13 protein-coding genes and 1 pseudogene are annotated in these 19,231 nt (G+C 49.1%); 11 read left to right on the top strand and 3 right to left on the bottom strand.

Annotated elements, in window-relative coordinates; genetic code table 11:
• Nucleotides 1-1,363: 1,363 nt before the first annotated feature.
• Together H6G89_RS00200 and H6G89_RS00195 are read left to right on the top strand one after the other, a co-directional pair.
• A complete protein-coding gene (locus tag H6G89_RS00200) occupies nucleotides 1,364-1,936 on the top strand; it encodes a hypothetical protein (RefSeq protein WP_190502991.1) in 573 nt (190 codons plus the stop codon).
• A gap of 114 nt (nucleotides 1,937-2,050) precedes the next feature.
• The gene (locus tag H6G89_RS00195; protein ID WP_190502989.1) at nucleotides 2,051-2,227 is read left to right on the top strand and encodes a hypothetical protein; all 177 of its coding nucleotides are present in this window, start codon (nucleotides 2,051-2,053) and stop codon (nucleotides 2,225-2,227) included.
• Here H6G89_RS00195 and H6G89_RS00190 read toward each other — a convergent pair.
• The gene (locus tag H6G89_RS00190) at nucleotides 2,214-3,581 is read right to left on the bottom strand and encodes a S1C family serine protease (protein ID WP_190502987.1); all 1,368 of its coding nucleotides are present in this window, start codon (nucleotides 3,579-3,581) and stop codon (nucleotides 2,214-2,216) included. The two genes, H6G89_RS00195 and H6G89_RS00190, sit on opposite strands and share 14 nt — an antisense overlap.
• Before the next feature lie 380 nt (nucleotides 3,582-3,961).
• Here H6G89_RS00190 and H6G89_RS00185 point away from each other — a divergent pair, with 380 nt between their 5' ends.
• Nucleotides 3,962-5,272, top strand: coding sequence for a pentapeptide repeat-containing protein (locus H6G89_RS00185; protein WP_190502985.1), 1,311 nt, complete (start codon nucleotides 3,962-3,964; stop codon nucleotides 5,270-5,272).
• Between the two features lie 56 nt (nucleotides 5,273-5,328).
• Here the strand turns inward: H6G89_RS00185 and H6G89_RS00180 are convergent, their stop codons facing one another.
• Complete coding sequence (locus tag H6G89_RS00180; protein ID WP_190502983.1) at nucleotides 5,329-6,441, bottom strand: calcium-binding protein; 1,113 nt, start codon at nucleotides 6,439-6,441, stop codon at nucleotides 5,329-5,331.
• A 403-nt stretch (nucleotides 6,442-6,844) separates the two neighbouring features.
• Here H6G89_RS00180 and H6G89_RS00175 point away from each other — a divergent pair, with 403 nt between their 5' ends.
• The 6 genes and pseudogenes from H6G89_RS00175 to H6G89_RS00150 all read left to right on the top strand — a co-directional run bounded on the left by H6G89_RS00175 (nucleotide 6,845) and on the right by H6G89_RS00150 (nucleotide 15,567).
• Nucleotides 6,845-7,474: a hypothetical protein gene (locus H6G89_RS00175; protein WP_190502981.1), complete on the top strand. Its 630-nt coding sequence runs from the start codon at nucleotides 6,845-6,847 to the stop codon at nucleotides 7,472-7,474.
• A gap of 14 nt (nucleotides 7,475-7,488) precedes the next feature.
• Entirely contained in the window at nucleotides 7,489-7,644 is a 156-nt protein-coding gene (locus H6G89_RS00170; protein WP_190502979.1) for a hypothetical protein, read from the top strand.
• 354 nt (nucleotides 7,645-7,998) lie between these two features.
• Nucleotides 7,999-9,759, top strand: a pseudogene (gene recJ / locus H6G89_RS34795) (single-stranded-DNA-specific exonuclease RecJ); the annotation flags it as partial.
• A 1,351-nt stretch (nucleotides 9,760-11,110) separates the two neighbouring features.
• Nucleotides 11,111-12,832: a hypothetical protein gene (locus H6G89_RS00160; RefSeq protein ID WP_190502977.1), complete on the top strand. Its 1,722-nt coding sequence runs from the start codon at nucleotides 11,111-11,113 to the stop codon at nucleotides 12,830-12,832.
• Between the two features lie 114 nt (nucleotides 12,833-12,946).
• Nucleotides 12,947-14,659 (top strand): hypothetical protein, encoded by a 1,713-nt coding sequence (locus H6G89_RS00155; RefSeq protein WP_190502975.1) that lies wholly within the window; start codon nucleotides 12,947-12,949, stop codon nucleotides 14,657-14,659.
• 65 nt (nucleotides 14,660-14,724) lie between these two features.
• Nucleotides 14,725-15,567 (top strand): tetratricopeptide repeat protein, encoded by an 843-nt coding sequence (locus H6G89_RS00150; RefSeq protein ID WP_242059765.1) that lies wholly within the window; start codon nucleotides 14,725-14,727, stop codon nucleotides 15,565-15,567.
• Between the two features lie 97 nt (nucleotides 15,568-15,664).
• Here H6G89_RS00150 and H6G89_RS00145 read toward each other — a convergent pair whose 3' ends face one another.
• Nucleotides 15,665-17,020, bottom strand: a complete 1,356-nt coding sequence (locus H6G89_RS00145) for a pentapeptide repeat-containing protein (protein ID WP_190502973.1) — start codon at nucleotides 17,018-17,020, stop codon at nucleotides 15,665-15,667.
• A gap of 273 nt (nucleotides 17,021-17,293) precedes the next feature.
• Here H6G89_RS00145 and crcB point away from each other — a divergent pair, with 273 nt between their 5' ends.
• Both crcB and mgtE read left to right on the top strand, forming a co-directional pair.
• Entirely contained in the window at nucleotides 17,294-17,692 is a 399-nt protein-coding gene (gene crcB / locus H6G89_RS00140; protein WP_190502971.1) for a fluoride efflux transporter CrcB, read from the top strand.
• Nucleotides 17,693-17,772: 80 nt separating this feature from the next.
• Nucleotides 17,773-19,176, top strand: coding sequence for a magnesium transporter (gene mgtE, locus H6G89_RS00135; RefSeq protein WP_190502969.1), 1,404 nt, complete (start codon nucleotides 17,773-17,775; stop codon nucleotides 19,174-19,176).
• Nucleotides 19,177-19,231 lie beyond the last annotated feature (55 nt).

Genomic DNA, 19,231 nt, shown 5'->3' with positions numbered 1-19,231 from the left:
CAGTTCTCCTTCCTGTCGATGTCGTAAAGCTCATCAACCTATCCTTTAAATCTAATGTTCCCCTCCCCTAAGATGAGCTACGGTGTATACCGATCTCTGCTCTTTTCCATAATTGGAGAACCAGACATTGGGGGAGTTTCCCCCAAACTCCCTAGCAGAAGGTGTTTCGGTGAACCCCAGGTGCGCTTCGCATCAGTTCCAAGTACGGGTGTTTCTAGTAGGGTCAAGACCTTTGGCAAAGGTTCAAAGCTCCCCAAAGTCAGGAGATTTAGGGGACTGAGAGGACTTATATATACACCGTAGCTAATATGGGTGAGGGGAATGTGTTTTGCATTAGCCTTTGTCACTCCATTTTCAGGCAGGAGTCTAAAAACGAGGTAGTGATATAGCAACCGAGGGATTGGTTAGGACAGGGTGCAAGGGTTTCACCCCCTTGTATTAATTGTCTCGACAGTTGCTATAGAAGAGGGATAAGAGGCAGATAGCTGATTGACCAACACATCTCGTTCCAAGGCTCTGCCTCCTGAACAGCAGTGGCAAAGCCACTTGTAGGACATTCCTAGCTAGAAGCTGGGAACGAGAATTAACGAGAATTAAGAACAGAATTGTTGCATTTTAGAAGTTTTGTCAGGCAGCCAGTAGGTGACACTTGTTACAGATTATTTGTTACAGGTCATTCGTTATTGTCTATCCAGTAATAAGTGGCGGATGCCTTCTTGATCAATGCTCATAACACATATGGGATTGCTATATCTATCAGTTGAATCTGGATTAAAAGAACTGATATTGTTTCTATCCAAAGACTGATGAAACAAACTAAATAAATATTTTTAGCAAATAAATCTGTTAGTTCGTATACGGCGAAAAGCTTGCCAGGAAATACTTTTAGAGAAATAACAGTTCACAATCATTTATATCTCTTTAAAGATTTATATCTAGCTCAAGTTAGATGTACCCTTCTAGATTGGTCTGTAGATTGAGATGAACAAACAATTTTTTCGTTTCTAAAGATTGTTGAGATTAGATGATTTTGACTTCAATTTCTATCAATTGAGAAACGAAATATTGCTTTGTTTTGGTGCCCCTTGGTTACTGAGCTGCTTCTTCGGTCGAGTTCAAAGAAGGGTTACTTTCTTTTAGCTCATCAAGCGTCATCTACTCCAGGTTGGGGTTGAGATATAGCACTCCTCCAGGTGTGATGGGATCACCCTGTTACAGATTGGTTGTCCAGGGCTTATCCACAGACAACATCTGACTTAAACCACTCAGAATACTCTGAGATCGCTGTCGCGTTACATCAGTTCAACCACCTGAAAGGGACGCTTGTTGCATTTCTAGACTATATAAAGTAAGGAAGATGAACATGTTCATGCAAAGTCGCACGATTTTGACAGGTACTGCGATCGCCGTTGTGGCTTCCCTAGGAGTAATACTGCCTGCAAACGCCCGTCTTGTAGAAGGTCAACTTTTGGCTCAAAGCAGTGCTCCACCCAGTGGTAATCCATCGACCATGGAAGATCCAAATCGTCCTGATGCGACCTCTGATCCTTCTCAACTCGATGTTCCACGTGACCAACGAGATGCTCCTCCTTCTGCTGACACTGAGGTTAACAATCAGCAACCCAACTTTGGTACTCCAACCTCTCAAGATCCAAATCGTCCTGATGCGACCTCTGATCCTTCTCAACTCGATGTTCCACGCGACCAGCGAGACGCTCCTCCCACCAGCGAAACGGAAGCAGGCACTCAAGATGGCAGCACAATTCGCCAGGGTAGCACGACTCAGCAGGGTACAACTGGAACAACCCAGCAGGGTACAACTGGAACAACCACTCAGCAGAGAACAACCACTCAGCAAAACTTTGAAACCCAGCCCAGCACGGGAACTTCGGGTGCAGGTTACTCTACCAATGAGCCTGTGCGTGGTCTGTGGTAGGGCAATGCGAAACAGTTTCCCTGACGCGATAGTCGCGTCTTCTGCCAGTTAAACTCACCCTCATACCATCAATGCTTGTCCCTTTGTAGGGCAAGCATTTTTGTGTATATCGCTTTGGTCAGAAAGCTTAAGGCAACGGCAATGGCTCAAACCTTGATGCTGGGAAAGCTTCCTGACTCGCCTCCGCCGCATCGAATGTGGCTACGGCTATACAAGGCGGTGTGTGGAGCTAGGCACCCCGTCCTAACCAACCCCTCTCGGTTGCTGTATATATGCTTTATTGGCTGTTGACTCCGCTAGCGGTCAGGACTACTCCAGTAGCTGTCGGGCTACCACATGAGTTCAGCAGAGAGCCTACAGGTGTTTGAACTTGCACATGGAGCCGATGCAATGCTTCTCCGATTGGCAGAGCAAAGCCTAACCCTTCGACGCCTCGACTCACCATCTTTTCAGTCACGATACCAATGACAGCACCCTGACGGTTGAGTAAAGGTCCACCGCTGTTACCAGGGTTGATCGCCGCATCCGTCTGGATCAGGTTACGGGATGAGTCATAGCGAAAGCCACTAACGACCCCCTGAGTCACGGTATTGGACAACGCCAGCGGATTACCGATCGCCACAACGGCTTCTCCCACCTTCACTGCATTGGTGTGACAAATCGGTAGACCCATCGGTTGCTCCACTGCTTCATCTAATTGCAGCAACGCCACATCATAGCTGGCATCTCGCTTTAAGACCCGACCTACATGGGTCGAGCCATCGTATAGCTTGACCTTCACCGCAAAGGTAGAACCAATCACATGCTGGTTTGTCACGACTAAGCCAGAAGAGCCAATCAGAAACCCACTGCCCCGAGCACCAGGGGTTTGAATCTGCACAATTGAAGGGATGGATCGCCCCACAAGTTGTTCCAGTGAGAGGGCTTCATTTGCAGTGGCGATCGCCTGAATTTCATAGTTGCTTGTAAGAACAGGCGGTTCTGACGTCGAAGGTTGAGCCAGCGCAGCGATTAGCGTCGGCTCTTGAAGTACCGTTCTAAAGCTGGCACGGATTGCTTCATAGGTAGCTGCCAGGTTATCAATGCCCTCTGCTTGCGCGACCCCTTGAGTGGCTTGGCGATAAATGACTTTTCCGATCTCACGATCAAAGACCTCCCACCGCACTGTACGCTCATCCTCCGTGCGATCGCCCCAGAGAGAACTGTAGGAGTTGAGTTTGGATTGGGTAATCGTACCTCCAATTAAAAACCGTCCTGGTTCTGTTGCATCGGTAAACTGGTTAGCAAAAATCGAGTTCGATGGGGATGAGACAACGTTGTATCCCGCTTGCATCAGTTCGTCCTCAATGAGCGATCGCACCCCCTGATCAAATTGGTCGGGCAATTGCCCCGTCGCCGTATATCGCTCCTGCAAGATCCGTAACAATCCCTCATATCGTCCCCCAATCACAACTCCGGGCAACACTCCAGAGCGAATCTCGGTTACTTCAACGGTCGGTTGGTATTCCAAGTCGAGTAAGGATGCCGATTGTAGAGGCGTTTGACCAGTCGAAGACGGAAAAGTGGTTGCTGCCATGGCAGGGATTGGGGCAGTGAACCAAAAGCCCAGGGCAAGCAAAACGCTCCAAAGGGTTGCCTTAAACATAGGTGAGAAAATACACAGCTTTTGAGAGAAAAGTAACTAAAACTGTGCTCTAAATTTGTCTCGCCCGTAACAGTAAATCTACGGAGAAGAAAACTAAATGGTCACTTCAACCGATCTTTTGCAGAACTTCATTTTCTTCTCAATAACAAATAAAAGCTCTACATAAGATGCGGTGGCAGAGATCGTGACACAATCGCATAAAACACAATCCTGTGAGAACTCTATATATTAAAGGGTACAAATTGTTCTGCTAAACCCTTGCGAATCGATTGAATCCATGACTCTCAGCAGCACGTCTGCACAAAATCACCTGCTCGGTATGACTGCATCGGGAATAACCCCTCAGAGATAGGAATAGGTGAACCTATTCCCCTGAGATTATGAAACGAGCAATTCTGACTGCGATGCTGCTGTTGTTACCGATGAGTGCTGCCAGTCCGGCTTTGGCGCAACGCCCCACTAACGAGTTGCGAGAGCTATATGAGTTGTGTTCTCGCTTTCCGCACAATAGCCGCTGCGAGGGGGTAGACATTCCGGTTGTATTAGACCAGCGATCGGGTGTTGAGGTGAAATGTCTCTTTGATTTGGGATATGACGATCAGAGTGGCAATTGCAAGATTGACATTACTGAGCGAGGCTTAACCGTTTATGTCGAACGAGGTGAGCCAATCGAGTTGTTAAACAACCAACGCGCAACGACAGAGCTTCAAATTCCTTTTGATCAAGTGGTTGGGGTGACTACTTACAACTTCACAGGCTATATCGATTTTGCCATCACCAATCTCACCGTTTTAACTGACTCTCCAGATGGAGCCAACCAGAGCAACGTATTGAACGTGCTCTCAGGAATCGGTTTTCTAGAGGGATTAAAATCTTCAGTTCAACCCGATTTGGCTCGTAGAACGCTGCGCGGAGAAGCAACCGATGGGGCGATCGCCACAGGTGCCGCTGTTCAACAATTGCTGGATACTAACGCCTGTGTGCAATGCAACCTACAGGGAGCAGACCTCCGAGGGGCAGATCTCGATCGCGCCAACTTAGAAGGAGCTAACCTGCAAGGAGCCAATCTGCAAGGAGCACAATTGGATGGAGCCTATTTGGTAGGAGCAAACCTGGATCAAGCCAATCTGACTGACGCTGATCTGGAATATGCTCGCTTAACAACCGCATCGCTAATCGGTGCTAATCTCACAGGAGCAACCCTAAAGGGTGCCAATCTGTTAGACGCTAACGTGCAAAATGCCAACCTTACGGATGCTAACTTACGACTCCCGATCGCCCTTCATAACGCGGATCTGAGTAATGCAACCCTGGTGAATGCTGATCTTAGTGGCAGTGTTTTGATCAACACCAACTTTCAGGGAGCTAATCTGACAGGGGCCAATCTCAGCGACACCAGCATTTCACTATCTACCATTGCTCCGCTATTTGGCACGCGAGACATCTTCTCCCTAAATCGCTTTGGCTTGTTTGGGCAGTTGGAAGGCGTAGCCGAGGCAAATTTAGTGGGTGTGAATCTCAAGGATGCTAACTTAAGTGGGGCCGACCTTGAAGACGCGGTGTTAGAGAACACCGATCTGAGGGGAGCTAATTTGAGCAGTGCCAACCTGGACGACGTGGATCTAACTCGCTCTAATCTTTGTGGTGCCACCATGCCGGATGGGTCGCGATCGCAACAAGGATGCTTTTAAGAATGCTTTTAAGGTCAAGATCCTGCCCGTAAGTGAAACCCTCGAACTCAAGCCTTTTAAGGCTGAATCACAAAATCCCTTGCATCCAACGCATTCACACCGCTCAAAATGAGGAAGCTACCGCCTGTGTTGCGACTGCCAAAACCTGAAGAGGTGCCATTGGCATTTAGAAAGAGCGTGCCTGTTGCTTGACTAAACACAATACGGGCGGGGCTTGCCCCAGCATCAGCATCAGTCGCAACCGACTGAAACTGCGAGGGATCACCACTGGCGAATGTATTGCTAATCCCAAAGGTCGTTCTTGATAAGACGATGACATCGGTGCGGCGGACAAAATCGGTGATGGTATCAACCCCAATATCGGCTCTGGCAAAGGCGCGTCCAGTAGTGTAGAAGAACAAGTCGCGATCGCGACTATCTCCCCCGGTCAGCGTGTCGTTTCCAGCATTGCCTGTAATGTTGTCAGCACCTGCGCCTCCATTCAAAACATTGTTTCCGGCATTACCAGTGAGAGTGTTGGTGTCACTGTTTCCGGTTCCTTGAACAGCATTGCCCTTCAACACCAGCGTTTCAAACGCATTTGTCAGAGTGAAGTTAATGAACGCTTCAACGGTATCCGTTCCCTGATTGGGGTCTTCCAATAAGATGTCACCAGAATCATCCACTCCATAAGTGTCATTTCCCACTCCACCAGCGAGGATATCCTTACCTTTGCCACCTTCTAGACGATCATCTCCGCCCATACCATAGAGGCGATCGTCGCCAAATAACCCCCGCAACTCATTATTGTTGCCGTTGCCCATCATGAAATTGTTCGACGCATTCCCTGTTCCATTAATGCGTCGGTTGCCCTGCAAAACGAGATCTTCGACATGACGGGAGAGAGCCACACTAATAAACGACTCAACGGTGTCGATCCCTTGAAAGCGATTGCCCTCTATGACTCGGTCACCCGCATCATTGACCACATAGATGTCATCACCTCGTCCTCCCACCATACGATCGCTCCCGGCACCCCCGTCGAGGCGATCGCTCCCCGCACCCCCCTGTAGCAGATCCTCACCCTGCAAGCCAAACAAGCTATCGCTTCCCCCCAAGCCCAACAAGGTGTCTGCTGCTTGAGTTCCAGTTAACTGGTTATTTCTACCGTCGCCTCTCACCGTCGTCATTCAGGAAACCCTCACGATTTGGGTCTATTTTGACATGCAACGATTCAACCTTTACACCTGCACTAAAAATTAACCCAGGAACCATCAAAGATACGATACAAATCAACTTCATCTAAAAGTATTTCCCAATGAAGCAACAGTAAAGATAGTAAAGATACCTTTGGTTTACAAGTAGGGCAGTTGCTATATTTTGAACAACGTTTCTAGTTCTTACTGAAAAGAAGTAAACGTTCATCTTTTTTACTAACTAATACACGTGAGACTCTGTGATGTGTTGCTTCTACACATGACTCGATCCTCCTATGGTTTGGCGAGGAAGTAAGGGCTTGTGGCATGAAGCTCATTAGAGCACAAACATCCCCCGGTTAAAGTATTCTTCCCCTTTCAACTTGTCGAGGAGCTTATGCAAAACGTTAATAATATTGGAACCGACTTTAAGAAGTGGCAAGTGGTGTTAACACTGACCATTGCAACCGGAGTCCTACTCGCCATTTTGTTTTTAAACCACGGATTTACGGAGGAAGGGTTCAGGCTTTCCCTACGGGCAACCGGACGCATTTCGTTTGTTATCTTCCTGATGACGTTTCTTGCGACCTCCCTGGTTAAGCTATTCCCCTCCTCGTTAACGCTGTGGATGAGTACAAATAGACGTTACCTGGGGTTGAGTTTCTCGATTTTGTACGGATATCATGCACTCGGTTTCCTCGGCATCTTTTGGTTGACCCAACATCCCGGAATTGAAGGAGTTGAGCTGATCGCCTCTATCGTCTCATACGTTTTTCTGGTCGTCATGACGGTCACCTCCTTCTCCGGGGTTGCGCGATTACTCTCACCGTGGCTTTGGGATTCGATTCACACCGTGGGGATGTGGACATTCTGGTACTTTTTCTTGCAGGAATTTATCCATAGAGCTGAAGAAGTTTCGCTGTTCATGTACTTACCCCTCGTGTTGTTAACTATTGCTGCTGCGGTCCTTCGCTGGATTGCAGAGAAGCAGCCTAAGCGTCAGAAATCAAAATTAACCGTTTCATAGTTTTGGAGGATCCAATGCAAAGCACTCTTTCACGCAAGTTCCTACGGTTCATGCTCCTGCCCCAAGCCTTGATTGTTTATGCTTTCCTGCTGTTCGGCGTGTCCTATGTGCTAGTTGATCTGCCAAGCTTAAAGGCTGAATCTGAGTCGGCTCTGACTCAGTCCCCGTAAACTTAATGCTGTTAAAGCAACAATTCCCCGGACGCAGTATTGCCATACTCATGTCTTATGGGCATTGAATGGTAATTGTTGCCGGGGATTTTGCTAATTGCGGGGGGAACGCGGTGGTGAGGCATCTGACGTGGAGTTCTAATACAGAATTGCTCCAGACGTGGCAAAACATCTTCTCAAGCAATTCAGTTTAAAATTAGAAATTGCAGCCTTTGTTGGCACCTCTTTTGATTTTTGCTATTACCTTTGTAATTACCACTTCCCGGTTACTCTTACCCTACGTTAACCCCACCCATTTCTGTGGATCAACCTGTTTCTGGCACCCGTCAGGGTACAAGTCAAAACACAAACGCGATTGCCGCTCTAGAGGCGATTCCCCGTGCGGGACGTCTGCCGCGTCAACGCTGGCATATTGCTGCCGCTCAGCCTGAGCAGACGACGCCGTTAGCTAAGGCAGTTGGGTTATCGCCCTTGTTGGCTCAGGTGTTAATCAATCGGGGGATCGACACCACTGCAAAGGCACAGTCCTTCTTGAATCCAGAAACCGATCTGTTGCCATCGCCATTGGAGGAGTTTGCTGATCTGCCTACTGCGCTAGAACTGTTGATGTGGGCGATCGCCAACCAACACTACATTGCTATCTGTGGCGACTATGATGCCGATGGCATGACCAGCACTGCTCTACTGTTGCGGGCATTGCGGTTTTTAGGCGCACAGGTGGACTATGCCATTCCCAGTCGGATGAATGAGGGGTATGGCATCAATAAGCGCATCGTTGAAGACTTTCACCAGGAAGGGGTGCGGCTGATTCTGACGGTGGACAATGGGATCGCCGCTTACGAACCAATCGCCCGTGCTCGCGAGTTGGGATTGGCGGTGATTGTCACCGATCACCACGATATCCCCGAACAACTGCCCCCCGCGAACGCGATTCTCAACCCCAAGCTGATTCGGGAAGACTCCCCCTATCGTGGCGTTGCTGGGGTTGGTGTGGCATATATTCTGGCGGTTTGTCTGGCGCAATGTTTGAAGAAGACCCAGGATCTGACAACACCGTTGATTGAACTGTTTACCCTGGGGACGATCGCGGATCTGGCTCCCCTGACCGGGGTGAATCGGCGTTGGGTGCGGCGGGGATTGCGATTGCTCCCCAAATCCCGAATTACGGGAGTGCAGGCGTTGATTCAGGTGGCGGGGTTGAGCAACGAACGGGAGGCACTCAAGCCAGAGGCGATCGGCTTTCGGTTGGGTCCACGCATCAACGCAGTGGGGCGGATTGCTGATCCCCAACTGGTGATCGAACTGTTGACCACAAATGATGAAGGTCAGGCACTTGAACTGGCAATGAAGTGTGAGCAGGTCAACCAACTGCGACAACGCCTGTGCGAACTGATTGAACAGGAGGCGATCGCCTGGTGTGAAACCAGCGGTGTTAATATCCAGCAGGATCAGGTGTTGGTGGTGGTGCAACCGGGGTGGCATCACGGTGTGATCGGCATCGTGGCTTCGCGTCTGGTGGAGCGGTATGGTGTGCCCGTGTTTATCGGCACCTATGAAGATGAGGAACAGACTCACATTCGTGGCTCTGCACGGGGCATTCCAGAATTCAACGTGTTTGAGGCGTTGCAGTTTTGTGGGGATGTTTTAGGAAAATTTGGCGGACATAAGGCGGCGGGGGGCTTCTCTCTATCCGCAGAAAACCTGGCGGAGATGCGATCGCGTCTACGAATTTTTGCTGCGATGAAACTACAACCTCAGCACCTCAAGCCGCTGGTCAACATTGACGTTGAGGCAAATTTCGCGGATTTGAGCTTTGACCTGTATGAGCAGATCGACCATTTGCATCCCTGTGGTATCGAGAATCCCGATCCGGTCTTCTGGACACCCAATGTGCGGGTGTTGGAGCAGCAGGTAATCGGGCGCGATCGCTCCCACCTCAAAGTCACCCTGGGACAGGACACAGCCCTGAGAGCACCGACCTTTAAGGCGATCGCTTGGAGATGGGGCGAGTATTGTCCCCTGCCGAATCGGATTGATGTTGCCTATCGGCTGCGGGTGAATGAGTGGAATGGTGAGAAGTCCGTTGAGTTGGAGATTGTCGGTGTTCGGTTGCCGAGCGGAGGAACTGTAGAAGATGGGCAGATAGAAATCCCTCTCTCTGAGGCGATCGTGCCCCCAGCAGAGGGGACTGCTCCAGTGGAGGTGATTGTGCCGCAGTCGGAGCTACCCCCAACTGATGAACTGACAGCGACCGAGGATGACTCGGATGAGACGCATCCTCCCCTGACGCGAGCAGAATTCCGCTTTAGCAACCGTCAATATACGTGCAGTATTTCCGGTGTTGGCGACGATCGAGAGTTGCAAATTCGCAATGCAGAAGGGCAGGTGTTAACAGTTCAACTCCAACACCAGCGGGGGTTACTGGGCAAACGACGGGAAGATGCTAAAGACGTTGATATTTCTCAGCCGTTCTACGCCGATCTGATTCAAACTGCCCTGAACGCGCTGGAAATTGTTGAAAAAGACGAATTGCTTAAAAAAAAAGATCAGTTAATCATTGAGCAAGAGCAGCAGATTGCGCAATTACAACACCAGCTTCATTCATTGCATCAACAGACAATCCAATTACCCGTTGAGCAACCTACCATTCAGCCGTTGCAAGCGAGCCAGAATCTTGCCGCTGAAGTGGTTTCTGCGCCTTATCACCACTCACCCCTGATTCAACCCCGTTCAGTTGAACTCGACCCAGAACAGATCAAACAAGCTCTTAAAGCTCACCTGGGAGATGCGGTCTGGTATTGCATTGATCAACGTAGTCAAAAAGATCTCTATGCGGCTTACAAAAAGCGCAATGGTCTACATGTGAATGCTACAACAGCATCTACAACAGACTATTCAGAGGCTGGAATCAAGTTAGTGCTAACCATCGAACGAGAAGTATTACATCCGTTCTTTAAAGTGTTGCATGAGTTTTTGCAGGCTCACTCCGATGTAGAGACGATCGCTGGAATTGAGTTAGGCGATTGCAGCAAATATACACTCAAGCAACTGGTTCCACTGATTGATGATCAATGGTCTGTGTTGCGCGATTCAGCTCTGCAACAGTTTGACCACCCTGATGAGAGAGATTTGTATTTTGCTGTGTCTGCGGATGAGATGGGTGGAGCCGTTAACGAGAGTGATTTTGCCCTGCTTACCAAGTTTTTTGACCAATGGGAGCACCCCCTGGCAGATTGGTTGGTGCGAGACTCCAATGCATCTGCCTCGGCGATCGCCCAAATTGCCCAACTGCGCGATCGGGCGGTCAACCCAGATGGGGTGTTATACGAGTGGCAATTTGAATACTTGCGCCTGTTAGTGATGGGTGATGCAACCCAACGGGGCATCCTGCGCGGCATCTATAATCCTGTAACGTAACGAGATAGAGGTATGATGACGGAGTTATAACTCATGTTTAGTCCCTCCCATGGTGCAAAAACGGCTGACCACCAGCTTATTTGAGAAGACGTCTGACCCTTCTAAGATTAGACTGTGGTTTGTCTTAAGCTTAATTCCAACGCTTTACTTCAGCCTGTTTGGGGTGTTTCACGCCTTTAGCCGCGAATATATCGTTCAGGATGATGTACGGCAACATGTTTTCTGGATGCAGCGGTTTGTTAACCCCGATCTATTTCCCAATGATCAGATTGCTGATTACTTTCAAGCCGTTGCTCCAGTGGGGTACAAAGCCCTCTACTACGCGGCTTCCAACCTGGGGATAGATCCTCTCCTGCTGGCAAAACTGTTGCCCGTTCCCCTCGGTTTAATCACCGCTGTTTACGGATTTGCTGTGGCATTTCAGATTCTTCCCATTCCCTTTGCAGCCTTCGTGGGAAACGCTATTCTGACGCAGAGTTTATGGATTGAAGACGATATTGTTACGGGCACTCCCAGAGCCTTTTTATATCCATTTTTATTGGCATTCTTATATTATCTGCTGAAGAAATCACCCCTTCCCTGTCTACTGGCGATCGCCCTGCAATCGTTGTTTTACCCACAGCTTGCCCTGGTTCAGGTGGGCATTCTCACCATGCGGTTGATACAGTGGCGAAACGGTCGATTTACCCTTTCCCGTAAACCGATCGACTACAGTCTCTGGGGAATCGGAGCAGCGATTGTTTTAGGACTGGTGTTGATTTTCTCTCAGGATATTGGCGTGTATGGGCCTACCCCGACCCTGGAACAAATGCAGGTGATGCCTGAGTTTCTGTGGCACGGCAGAGCCAAGTTTTTTGACCCTAATCCCTTTGGCTACTGGTTTACAGGCGATAGCGGCATTTCTCCCACGCTCGACTTACCGATTATTTGGATGAGTTTGCTCTTGCCGTTTCTGCTGAAACGCCATCCTTTGGCGCGATGGATATCGCCTAACATCCGCATTCTGACCGATACTCTGGTTCCCTCGTTTGCCCTGTTTGCCCTGGCACACCTGCTCCTGTTGCGGCTTTATGTCCCCAGTCGTTACACCCAGCACACGCTGCGGGTCGTGATGGCACTGGCAGCCGGGATCGTCGTTACGATGCTGATTGCCAGTTGCTTACGCTGGTTGCAGCAATCGGGATGGACAGGCTTGAGGCGATCGCAAAAACTCTTAGTTGGGTTGTGGGGCTTTTTTCTAGCGATTTCGATCATCATTCCCGCCATTCCCCCCGTTTTTTTGGGTGGACACAACCAGGTGCCGGGGCGATCGTCCAAGGTTTACGAGTTTTTTGCTCAACAGCCTCCCGATATTCTCGTTGCCTCCTCCTCACTGGAAGCTACCAACATTCCCACCTTCAGCAAACGCTCTATCCTCGCCAGTTGGGAATATGCCCTGCCCTATCACTTGGGCTACTACAACCCAATTCGACAGCGGGCTCTTGATTTAATGCAGGCGCAATACAGCCCGAACCTGGACGATGTGAAGCAATTTATTGAGCAGTACGGCGTTGATTTCTTTCTAATCGAAAAGGGAGACTTTAAACCGGAGTATGTTCAGAATAATTTCTGGTTGATTCAATATCAGCCCCAGGCAAATGAGGCGATCGCACGATTACAACAGCGTCGAAAAGCAGCAATGGCACGGTTAATTCGCCCCTGCTCTGTGTTAGAAACAAGCCGTTTATTTGTGTTAGATGCGCGTTGTATTACCGAAGCCCAATTGAGATAAATTATAGCTTTGGTCAGAAAGCTTAGGACAAAGGTAATGTCTTAAATACTGATTCTGGTGGAGCTTTCTGACTCGCCTCCACCCCATCAAATGTGGCTACGGCTATAACTCATCATGTTGAATGCTTCGTTATTGGAAAGAACCGCTGATCCAGCCAAAATTCGTGTCTGGTTTACAGCGAGTTTTATTCCGACCTTATATTTCGGTGGGCTGGGGTTGTTAAATGCCTTTAGCCAGAGGTATATCGTTCAAGATGACGTGCGGCAACATGGGTTCTGGATGGAGCGATTTGTTGATCCAACTCTATTCCCCAATGATCTCATTGCAGACTACTATCAGGCAGTGGCTCCTGTCGGTTACAAAACCTTTTATGACTGGATGTCTCAGTTAGGAATTGATCCTTTATTACTCGCAAAATTGCTTCCCCTATTACTGGGTCTTATCACTGTTGGATATGCCTTTTGGATTGCCCTGGATCTCTTTCCAATTCCTTTATCCGCCTTCATTGGAAGCGTTATTTTAACTCAATCTATCTGGATTGAAGATGATCTGATTTCAGCAACTCCCAGAGCTTTTTTATATCCATTTCTATTTGCTTTTTTATATTACTTACTCAAGCGATCGCTCCTGCCCTGTCTCGTGGCGATCGCCCTACAAGCTCTGTTTTATCCACAACTAGCATTAGTAGAAGCGGGTGTTTTAACCATTCGTTTAGTGAGTTGGAAAAATGGAAAGTTAGCTCTTTCAAAAGATCGATTTGATTATTGGGTCTGGTTCTTTGGTATTGGCATTGTCTTAGGGTTAGTCTTAACTTTCTCGCGGGACATTGGGGCTTTTGGTCCTACCCCAACACCAGAACAAATGAGATTAATGGCGACCTTTCAGGATGATGGCCGATCTAACTTTTTTGATTCTAATCCTTTAAGGTTTTGGCTCATTGGAGATGGGGGACTTTCCCCCATTCTGACATTACCGATCGCCTGGATGAGTTGCCTATTGCCACTTCAGATCAAACGCCATCCTTTAGCCCGCTTCATCTCTCCCAACATTCGTATTCTTTTAGATGTTTTAATTCCCTCGTTAGCCCTATTTTTTCTAGCCCATTTGTTGTTGTTAAAGCTCTATGTTCCTAGCCGCTATATCCAACATAGCTGGCGATTTATCATGCCATTAGCGGCTGGAATAGTCGTCGTCATGCTATTAGATACGGGGAGACGATGGCTACAAGAATCCGATTGGCAGTCGCTGGGGCGATCGCGCAAGAATGCTTTAAAGGTATTAGGAATTTTCTTGATTCTGTCTATTTTGATTCCGGCATTTCCACCCTTATTTCTCAAAGGTCAAAACCAAATTCGAGGACACTCACCGGAAGTGTATGAATTTTTTGCTCAACAGCCCAAAGATATCCTGATTGCTTCACTTTCCCCCGAAGGCAGTGTTATTCCTACGTTTAGCAGGCGATCAATTTTGACAGGGAGGGAATACGCCATTGCTTACCATTTGGGCTATTACAACCAGATTGAGCAACGTACTAAAGACTTGATTCAAGCGCATTACAGCCCTAGAGTAGGCGATGTAAAAAACTTGATTAAACAATACGGAATTAATTTCTTCTTAATCGATACTGATACAGAGATCAATGCATTTACACCCAAATACTTTCGTCAAAATCCCTGGCTGATGGAACACCAACCTGAAGCAGACGAGGCGATCGCCCGTTTGCAGCAACCGCGAAAACCTGCTCTGTTAAGGTTGATTAAACCGTGTTCTGTATTAAATACCGAAGCCTCTGTTGTGGTTGATGCACGTTGCATTACAGGAATCTAATGTCGATGAAGTCACTAAGCCGTTTTGTTTCTGGAGTGATCTTAAGTTCTGCTGTCCTAATGGGAATGCCTACATCAGTTGAGGCAACCCCATCTTCAACCGTGATGGCTCAAGCTGTAACCGGAGAAAGCGAACTCAATCGGGGCTTGCAGTTTATCCGCCAGGGGCAACTGAATGAGGCGATCGCTGCTTTTCGCCAAGCCACTGCCCTCAATCCCCGACTTGCTCCTGCTTACTACAACCTGGGGTTGGCACTGCGCCAACAGGGACAGTTGCAAGAAGCGGCAACGGCTTTCTACCAGGCAACCCAGGCAGAACCTCGATTTGCCCTGGCATACGCCAACCTGGGAGCCGCTCTGCTAGAGGGCAACAACGTTTCTCTGGCGGGTGATTACCTGCAACGGGCGATCGAACTTGACCCCGACCTGGGTCTGGCATATTACAATCTGGGTTTAGTGCGGCGACAACAGGGCAACTGGCAACAGGCGATCGAAGCCTTTCAACGGGCAATTCAACTCAGTCCCAATGCGCCAGAACCTCCCTATCACCTGGGGTTGGTCTATCAGCAACAGCGGCAACAAAACCTGGCTCTACGTGCCTTTCAACAGGCAGTCAGTATCAATCCCAACTATGCCGAGGCACACTACAGTGCCGGGTCGATTTTGTTTGAGCAAGACAATCTGGATGCGGCGTTAGAAGCATTTCGGCGATCGGCTCAAGCCAACTCCAACTATCCCAACGCCTACTATGGGGCGGGTCTAGTGTTTCTGCGGCAGGGCAAATATGCTGACGCTCAACAGGTGTTGCAATACGCTAGAGATTTGTTTAATGCACAGGGAAATGCGCAGTGGGCGACCAGTGCTCAACAACTCTTGCAACGAGCCCAAAATGCAGCCACTCCTCGTTGAGAGTGATATAGCTATCACCACTTCATTTTAGTAGCCGCGAATTCATTCGCCGGGCTCTTAAACCAAACTGACGTTAAATTAGGACTACCCGCTCTATTTATGGACATCCCTGAGTTGAGGTTGAACCATCCGGCAGAGTTGCCCCACAGAGAATCGTGTTCGATAGGTCTACTTCTTCCAGGCTGACCCCACTCAAGTTGGCACCGCTCAGGTTTGCATCGGTGACATCAACATCCTCTAAATCCGCATTCTGCAAATTAGTCCCGCTGAGGTTGGCTCCTCGCAGGCTGGTATAAAATCTGTAGCGTTGTATCCCTACAAACGGAATGAAGTTGCGAGCCGTTGTCACATCGCCTAAGCCAGCATCGGTTAAAGTTGCTTCTTGGAGATTGGCTTGATAGAGCCTTGCCCCTTCGAGTTGAGCCTTGCTTAAATTCGCACTCTGTAAGTTAGCGGATTGCAAACTCGCCCCTTGCAGGTTGGATTCTTGTAAATTTGCGCTTGTTAAAGACGCCAATGCCAACCAGGCTTGACTCAGGTCTGCTTCGGCGAGAGTAGCCCCACTTAAGTTTGCACCGACCAGATAGCTTCCTTCGAGGTTCGCTTCCGTTAAATTTGCCCCCTCCAGGTTCGCTCCTTCTAAATTCGCATCTTCTAAATCGGCTCCCCTTAAATCTGCGCCTCTCAAGTCACAGCGAATGCAACGGTTTGTGTCTAGTAGTTGTTGCGTGAGTGTTGCAGTGTTGGAGGCGGTACCCGCGGCTGTTGCGGAGCTAATCGCCTCTGGCTCTCCCAACAACACGCCGCTTGCGGGGGAAGCCAGATTGGGTGTGATTTGTTCTCTCAAGAAGAAGCCAAATTCTTCACTGGCTGCAATGCTGAGTACATTACTCTGGTTCTCAGATGCGGCGACGTCTGGCATCCGATAACTGATTTCAATTTCAGCAAAATCTTGGCTCCCAAATCCAGATCGTTCATCGTTATCAGTCGATGGGTTGAAGGTGCGTTCTACATCTGAATAGTCCTGAGGCTGCTGGACGTAAAGTGAACCGCCAAATAACAGGCTATTGGCATCTGCTCTTCTGTCCCAGATTCGGAGATCAAGCGCAAAGATGTTGCTGAGTGGAATGGTGATCTCCTCGGTGGCGCGTTGATTGTCTAATAAGGAGATCCGATCTCCCACTTCTATGTAGAGCGTCAAATTATTATCCGCGATCGCCAACCGACATTGCTCTGATTCGGCAGGGCTGTTCAACTCCAGTGAGCAGATGATGCGTGTGCCAGAACGTCGCTCTAAAGGAATGGGAACACTGACCCCCTCACAGCGAGAATTAAAGGGAAACCGAGAACAGAGTTCGTACAACTCTTGATTCACTTCCTGAGCGTAGACCGGGCTAGCCAGGAAGATGGGTAAGGATAGGAAGGCGATCGCCGCAGGCATAATCTGTTTCATAGAGCAATCACACCATTCAATGTGCTTGTGAAGGGGGGTGTGGAGGCTTCGTCCTTAGCCAGAGGTTCACCCCTGCACCCCGTTTATATCCCAGTTGGGATGGCTATAGATAGTTATAAAGCCTATGGATGGTCGTTTCGTCAATCCATCTAAAACTTGTTTGCAATCGGATCAACTCTTTAATCTGCATCAATAATCTGCGTCAAAAAGTTGCCGATCGGGTTTGGTTTCGTTTTAGGAGACGATGAAAGTGTACTGTTATTAAGGTGAGCCGTGCTGCAAGATCCTCTGATTCGCACCCCGATCGCCATTAGTTTAGGGGCGATCGCAGGTGCATTAAGTCGTTATTACCTGACGTTGTGGTGTGCAAAGGTGTTAGGGAACGGATTCCCCTATGGCACATTCTTTATCAACGTCAGTGGGTGTTTGGCGATGGGGTTCCTGACGACCCTGTTTCTAGAACGCATCCCTACCGTGTCGCCGGAGGTGCGGCTGATGGTGACGACCGGATTTTTAGGGGCTTACACCACGTTCTCGACCTATGGGTTGGATGCGGTGACATTATGGCGAGAACGGACGTCTACCCTTGCCCTTTTCTATTGGGTGGGCAGTGCTGTCTTGGGGATTGGGGCGGTGCTCCTGGGAGCCAGTCTAGCCAGATTGGGGAAATAGGCTAAAACGATGCCTTTGAGGTATTCTGTGATGTCAAATCCCCTCTAGACTAAAATCAAACCCTATTTCAATTCACCCCATTGGCATTCTCAGAAGACGACCATTCAACGCTTGCAACTCAGGGCTTTTCACGTCGTGAGTTAATACAACTCGTGCGATCGCAGTTGCAGTTGTTGTTAGAGCAAAACAACTTGCAAGGGGCAAAGGCGTTATTGGTGCCTGTGCAGCCTGCCGATATTGCCGATGCGATTGAGGCGTTGCCTGAGTCGATGCAGGTCATTGCCTTTCGTCTACTCTCTAAAGCAGAGGCGATCGAGGTCTATGAATACCTGGATTCCACGGTTCAGCAGTCGTTAATTGAAGAATTCAAGCGGCAGGACGTGTTGGACGTTGTGGATAAAATGTCCCCTGACGATCGCGCACGGTTGTTTGACGAGCTACCCGCTAAAGTCGTCATTCGTCTGCTAGAGCAATTAAGCCCTGAGGAACGAAACGCCACGGCTTTGTTGTTGGGGTATGAGTCGGGCACAGCGGGGCGGATTATGACCCCGAAGTATATTTCCTTGAAGGAAGACTTGACGGTGGCTCAGGCACTCGATCGCATTCGTCGCTTAGCCGATGTGAGCGAGACGATCTACTACCTTTACGTCACTGACTCTGGTCGCCAACTGACTGGGATTCTCTCACTACGAGCGTTGGTGATTGCCCAACCCGACCAGCGTATCGGCGAAATCATGGTGCGCGATGTGGTGTCGGTCTACACCGATACCGATCAGGAAGAAGTAGCGCGGTTGATTCAGCGATATGATTTTTTGGCTGTGCCCGTGGTGGATACGGAAGACCGATTGGTGGGGATCGTCACGGTCGATGATGTAATTGACATTCTGGAAGAGGAAACCACGAAAGACATCTACACTCTGGGAGGCGTGCAGGCTGGGGAAGACAGTTACTTCCAGACCAATCTGCTAACCGTTGCCCGTCGGCGGGTGGTCTGGTTATTTGTCCTACTGATAACCAATACTGCTACCAGTGCTGTGATTCGTAGTCAGCAGGATGTGTTGCAAGAGGTTGTAGCCCTAACGGCATTCATTCCCCTGCTAATTGGCACCGGGGGCAATGTCGGGGCGCAGTCTTCTACAGTGGTCATTCGTGGGTTAAATACCGATGAGTTGCAGCGAACGGGAGCGTTTAAGGTGATTCGACGAGAGGCGATCGCCGGAGCCTTTTTGGGCTTGATGTTGGGTGTGGTGGTGTTGGTCTGGGCGTACTTTTTGCAAGGGGATCTAGCGGTGGCGATCGCCGTTGGCATTAGTCTGATTGCGATCTCAATCCTGGCATCGATCGCTGGCTCAACTCTGCCTTTTTTGTTTCAAACCATTGGGTTTGATCCGGCTTTGATGTCTGCCCCCTTCATCACAACGGCTGTAGACGTGTTGGGTGTGTTGATTTACCTGAATGCGGCTCGATTTATCCTGCGGCTTTAGAGAGCTTGTTTCCCCAACCCTCAACCGATTTCATGCACAACCGGGGTGACATGGT

Source organism: Oscillatoria sp. FACHB-1407 (assembly GCF_014697545.1).
Classification (GTDB): Bacteria; Cyanobacteriota; Cyanobacteriia; order Elainellales; family Elainellaceae; genus FACHB-1407.
Note: the sequence above shows the minus strand (reverse complement) of the source record. Positions and strands in the feature narration are given on the sequence as shown.

What these genes read in the sequence shown, in the direction of transcription:
- H6G89_RS00200 (WP_190502991.1), top strand. Translation starts at nt 1,364, where the DNA reads ATGTTCATGCAAAGTCGCACGATTTTGACAGGTACTGCGATCGCCGTT.
- H6G89_RS00190 (WP_190502987.1), bottom strand. Translation starts at nt 3,581, where the DNA reads ATGTTTAAGGCAACCCTTTGGAGCGTTTTGCTTGCCCTGGGCTTTTGG.
- H6G89_RS00185 (WP_190502985.1), top strand. Translation starts at nt 3,962, where the DNA reads ATGAAACGAGCAATTCTGACTGCGATGCTGCTGTTGTTACCGATGAGT.
- H6G89_RS00180 (WP_190502983.1), bottom strand. Translation starts at nt 6,441, where the DNA reads ATGACGACGGTGAGAGGCGACGGTAGAAATAACCAGTTAACTGGAACT.
- H6G89_RS00175 (WP_190502981.1), top strand. Translation starts at nt 6,845, where the DNA reads ATGCAAAACGTTAATAATATTGGAACCGACTTTAAGAAGTGGCAAGTG.
- H6G89_RS00170 (WP_190502979.1), top strand. Translation starts at nt 7,489, where the DNA reads ATGCAAAGCACTCTTTCACGCAAGTTCCTACGGTTCATGCTCCTGCCC.
- H6G89_RS00160 (WP_190502977.1), top strand. Translation starts at nt 11,111, where the DNA reads ATGGTGCAAAAACGGCTGACCACCAGCTTATTTGAGAAGACGTCTGAC.
- H6G89_RS00155 (WP_190502975.1), top strand. Translation starts at nt 12,947, where the DNA reads ATGTTGAATGCTTCGTTATTGGAAAGAACCGCTGATCCAGCCAAAATT.
- H6G89_RS00150 (WP_242059765.1), top strand. Translation starts at nt 14,725, where the DNA reads ATGCCTACATCAGTTGAGGCAACCCCATCTTCAACCGTGATGGCTCAA.
- H6G89_RS00145 (WP_190502973.1), bottom strand. Translation starts at nt 17,020, where the DNA reads ATGAAACAGATTATGCCTGCGGCGATCGCCTTCCTATCCTTACCCATC.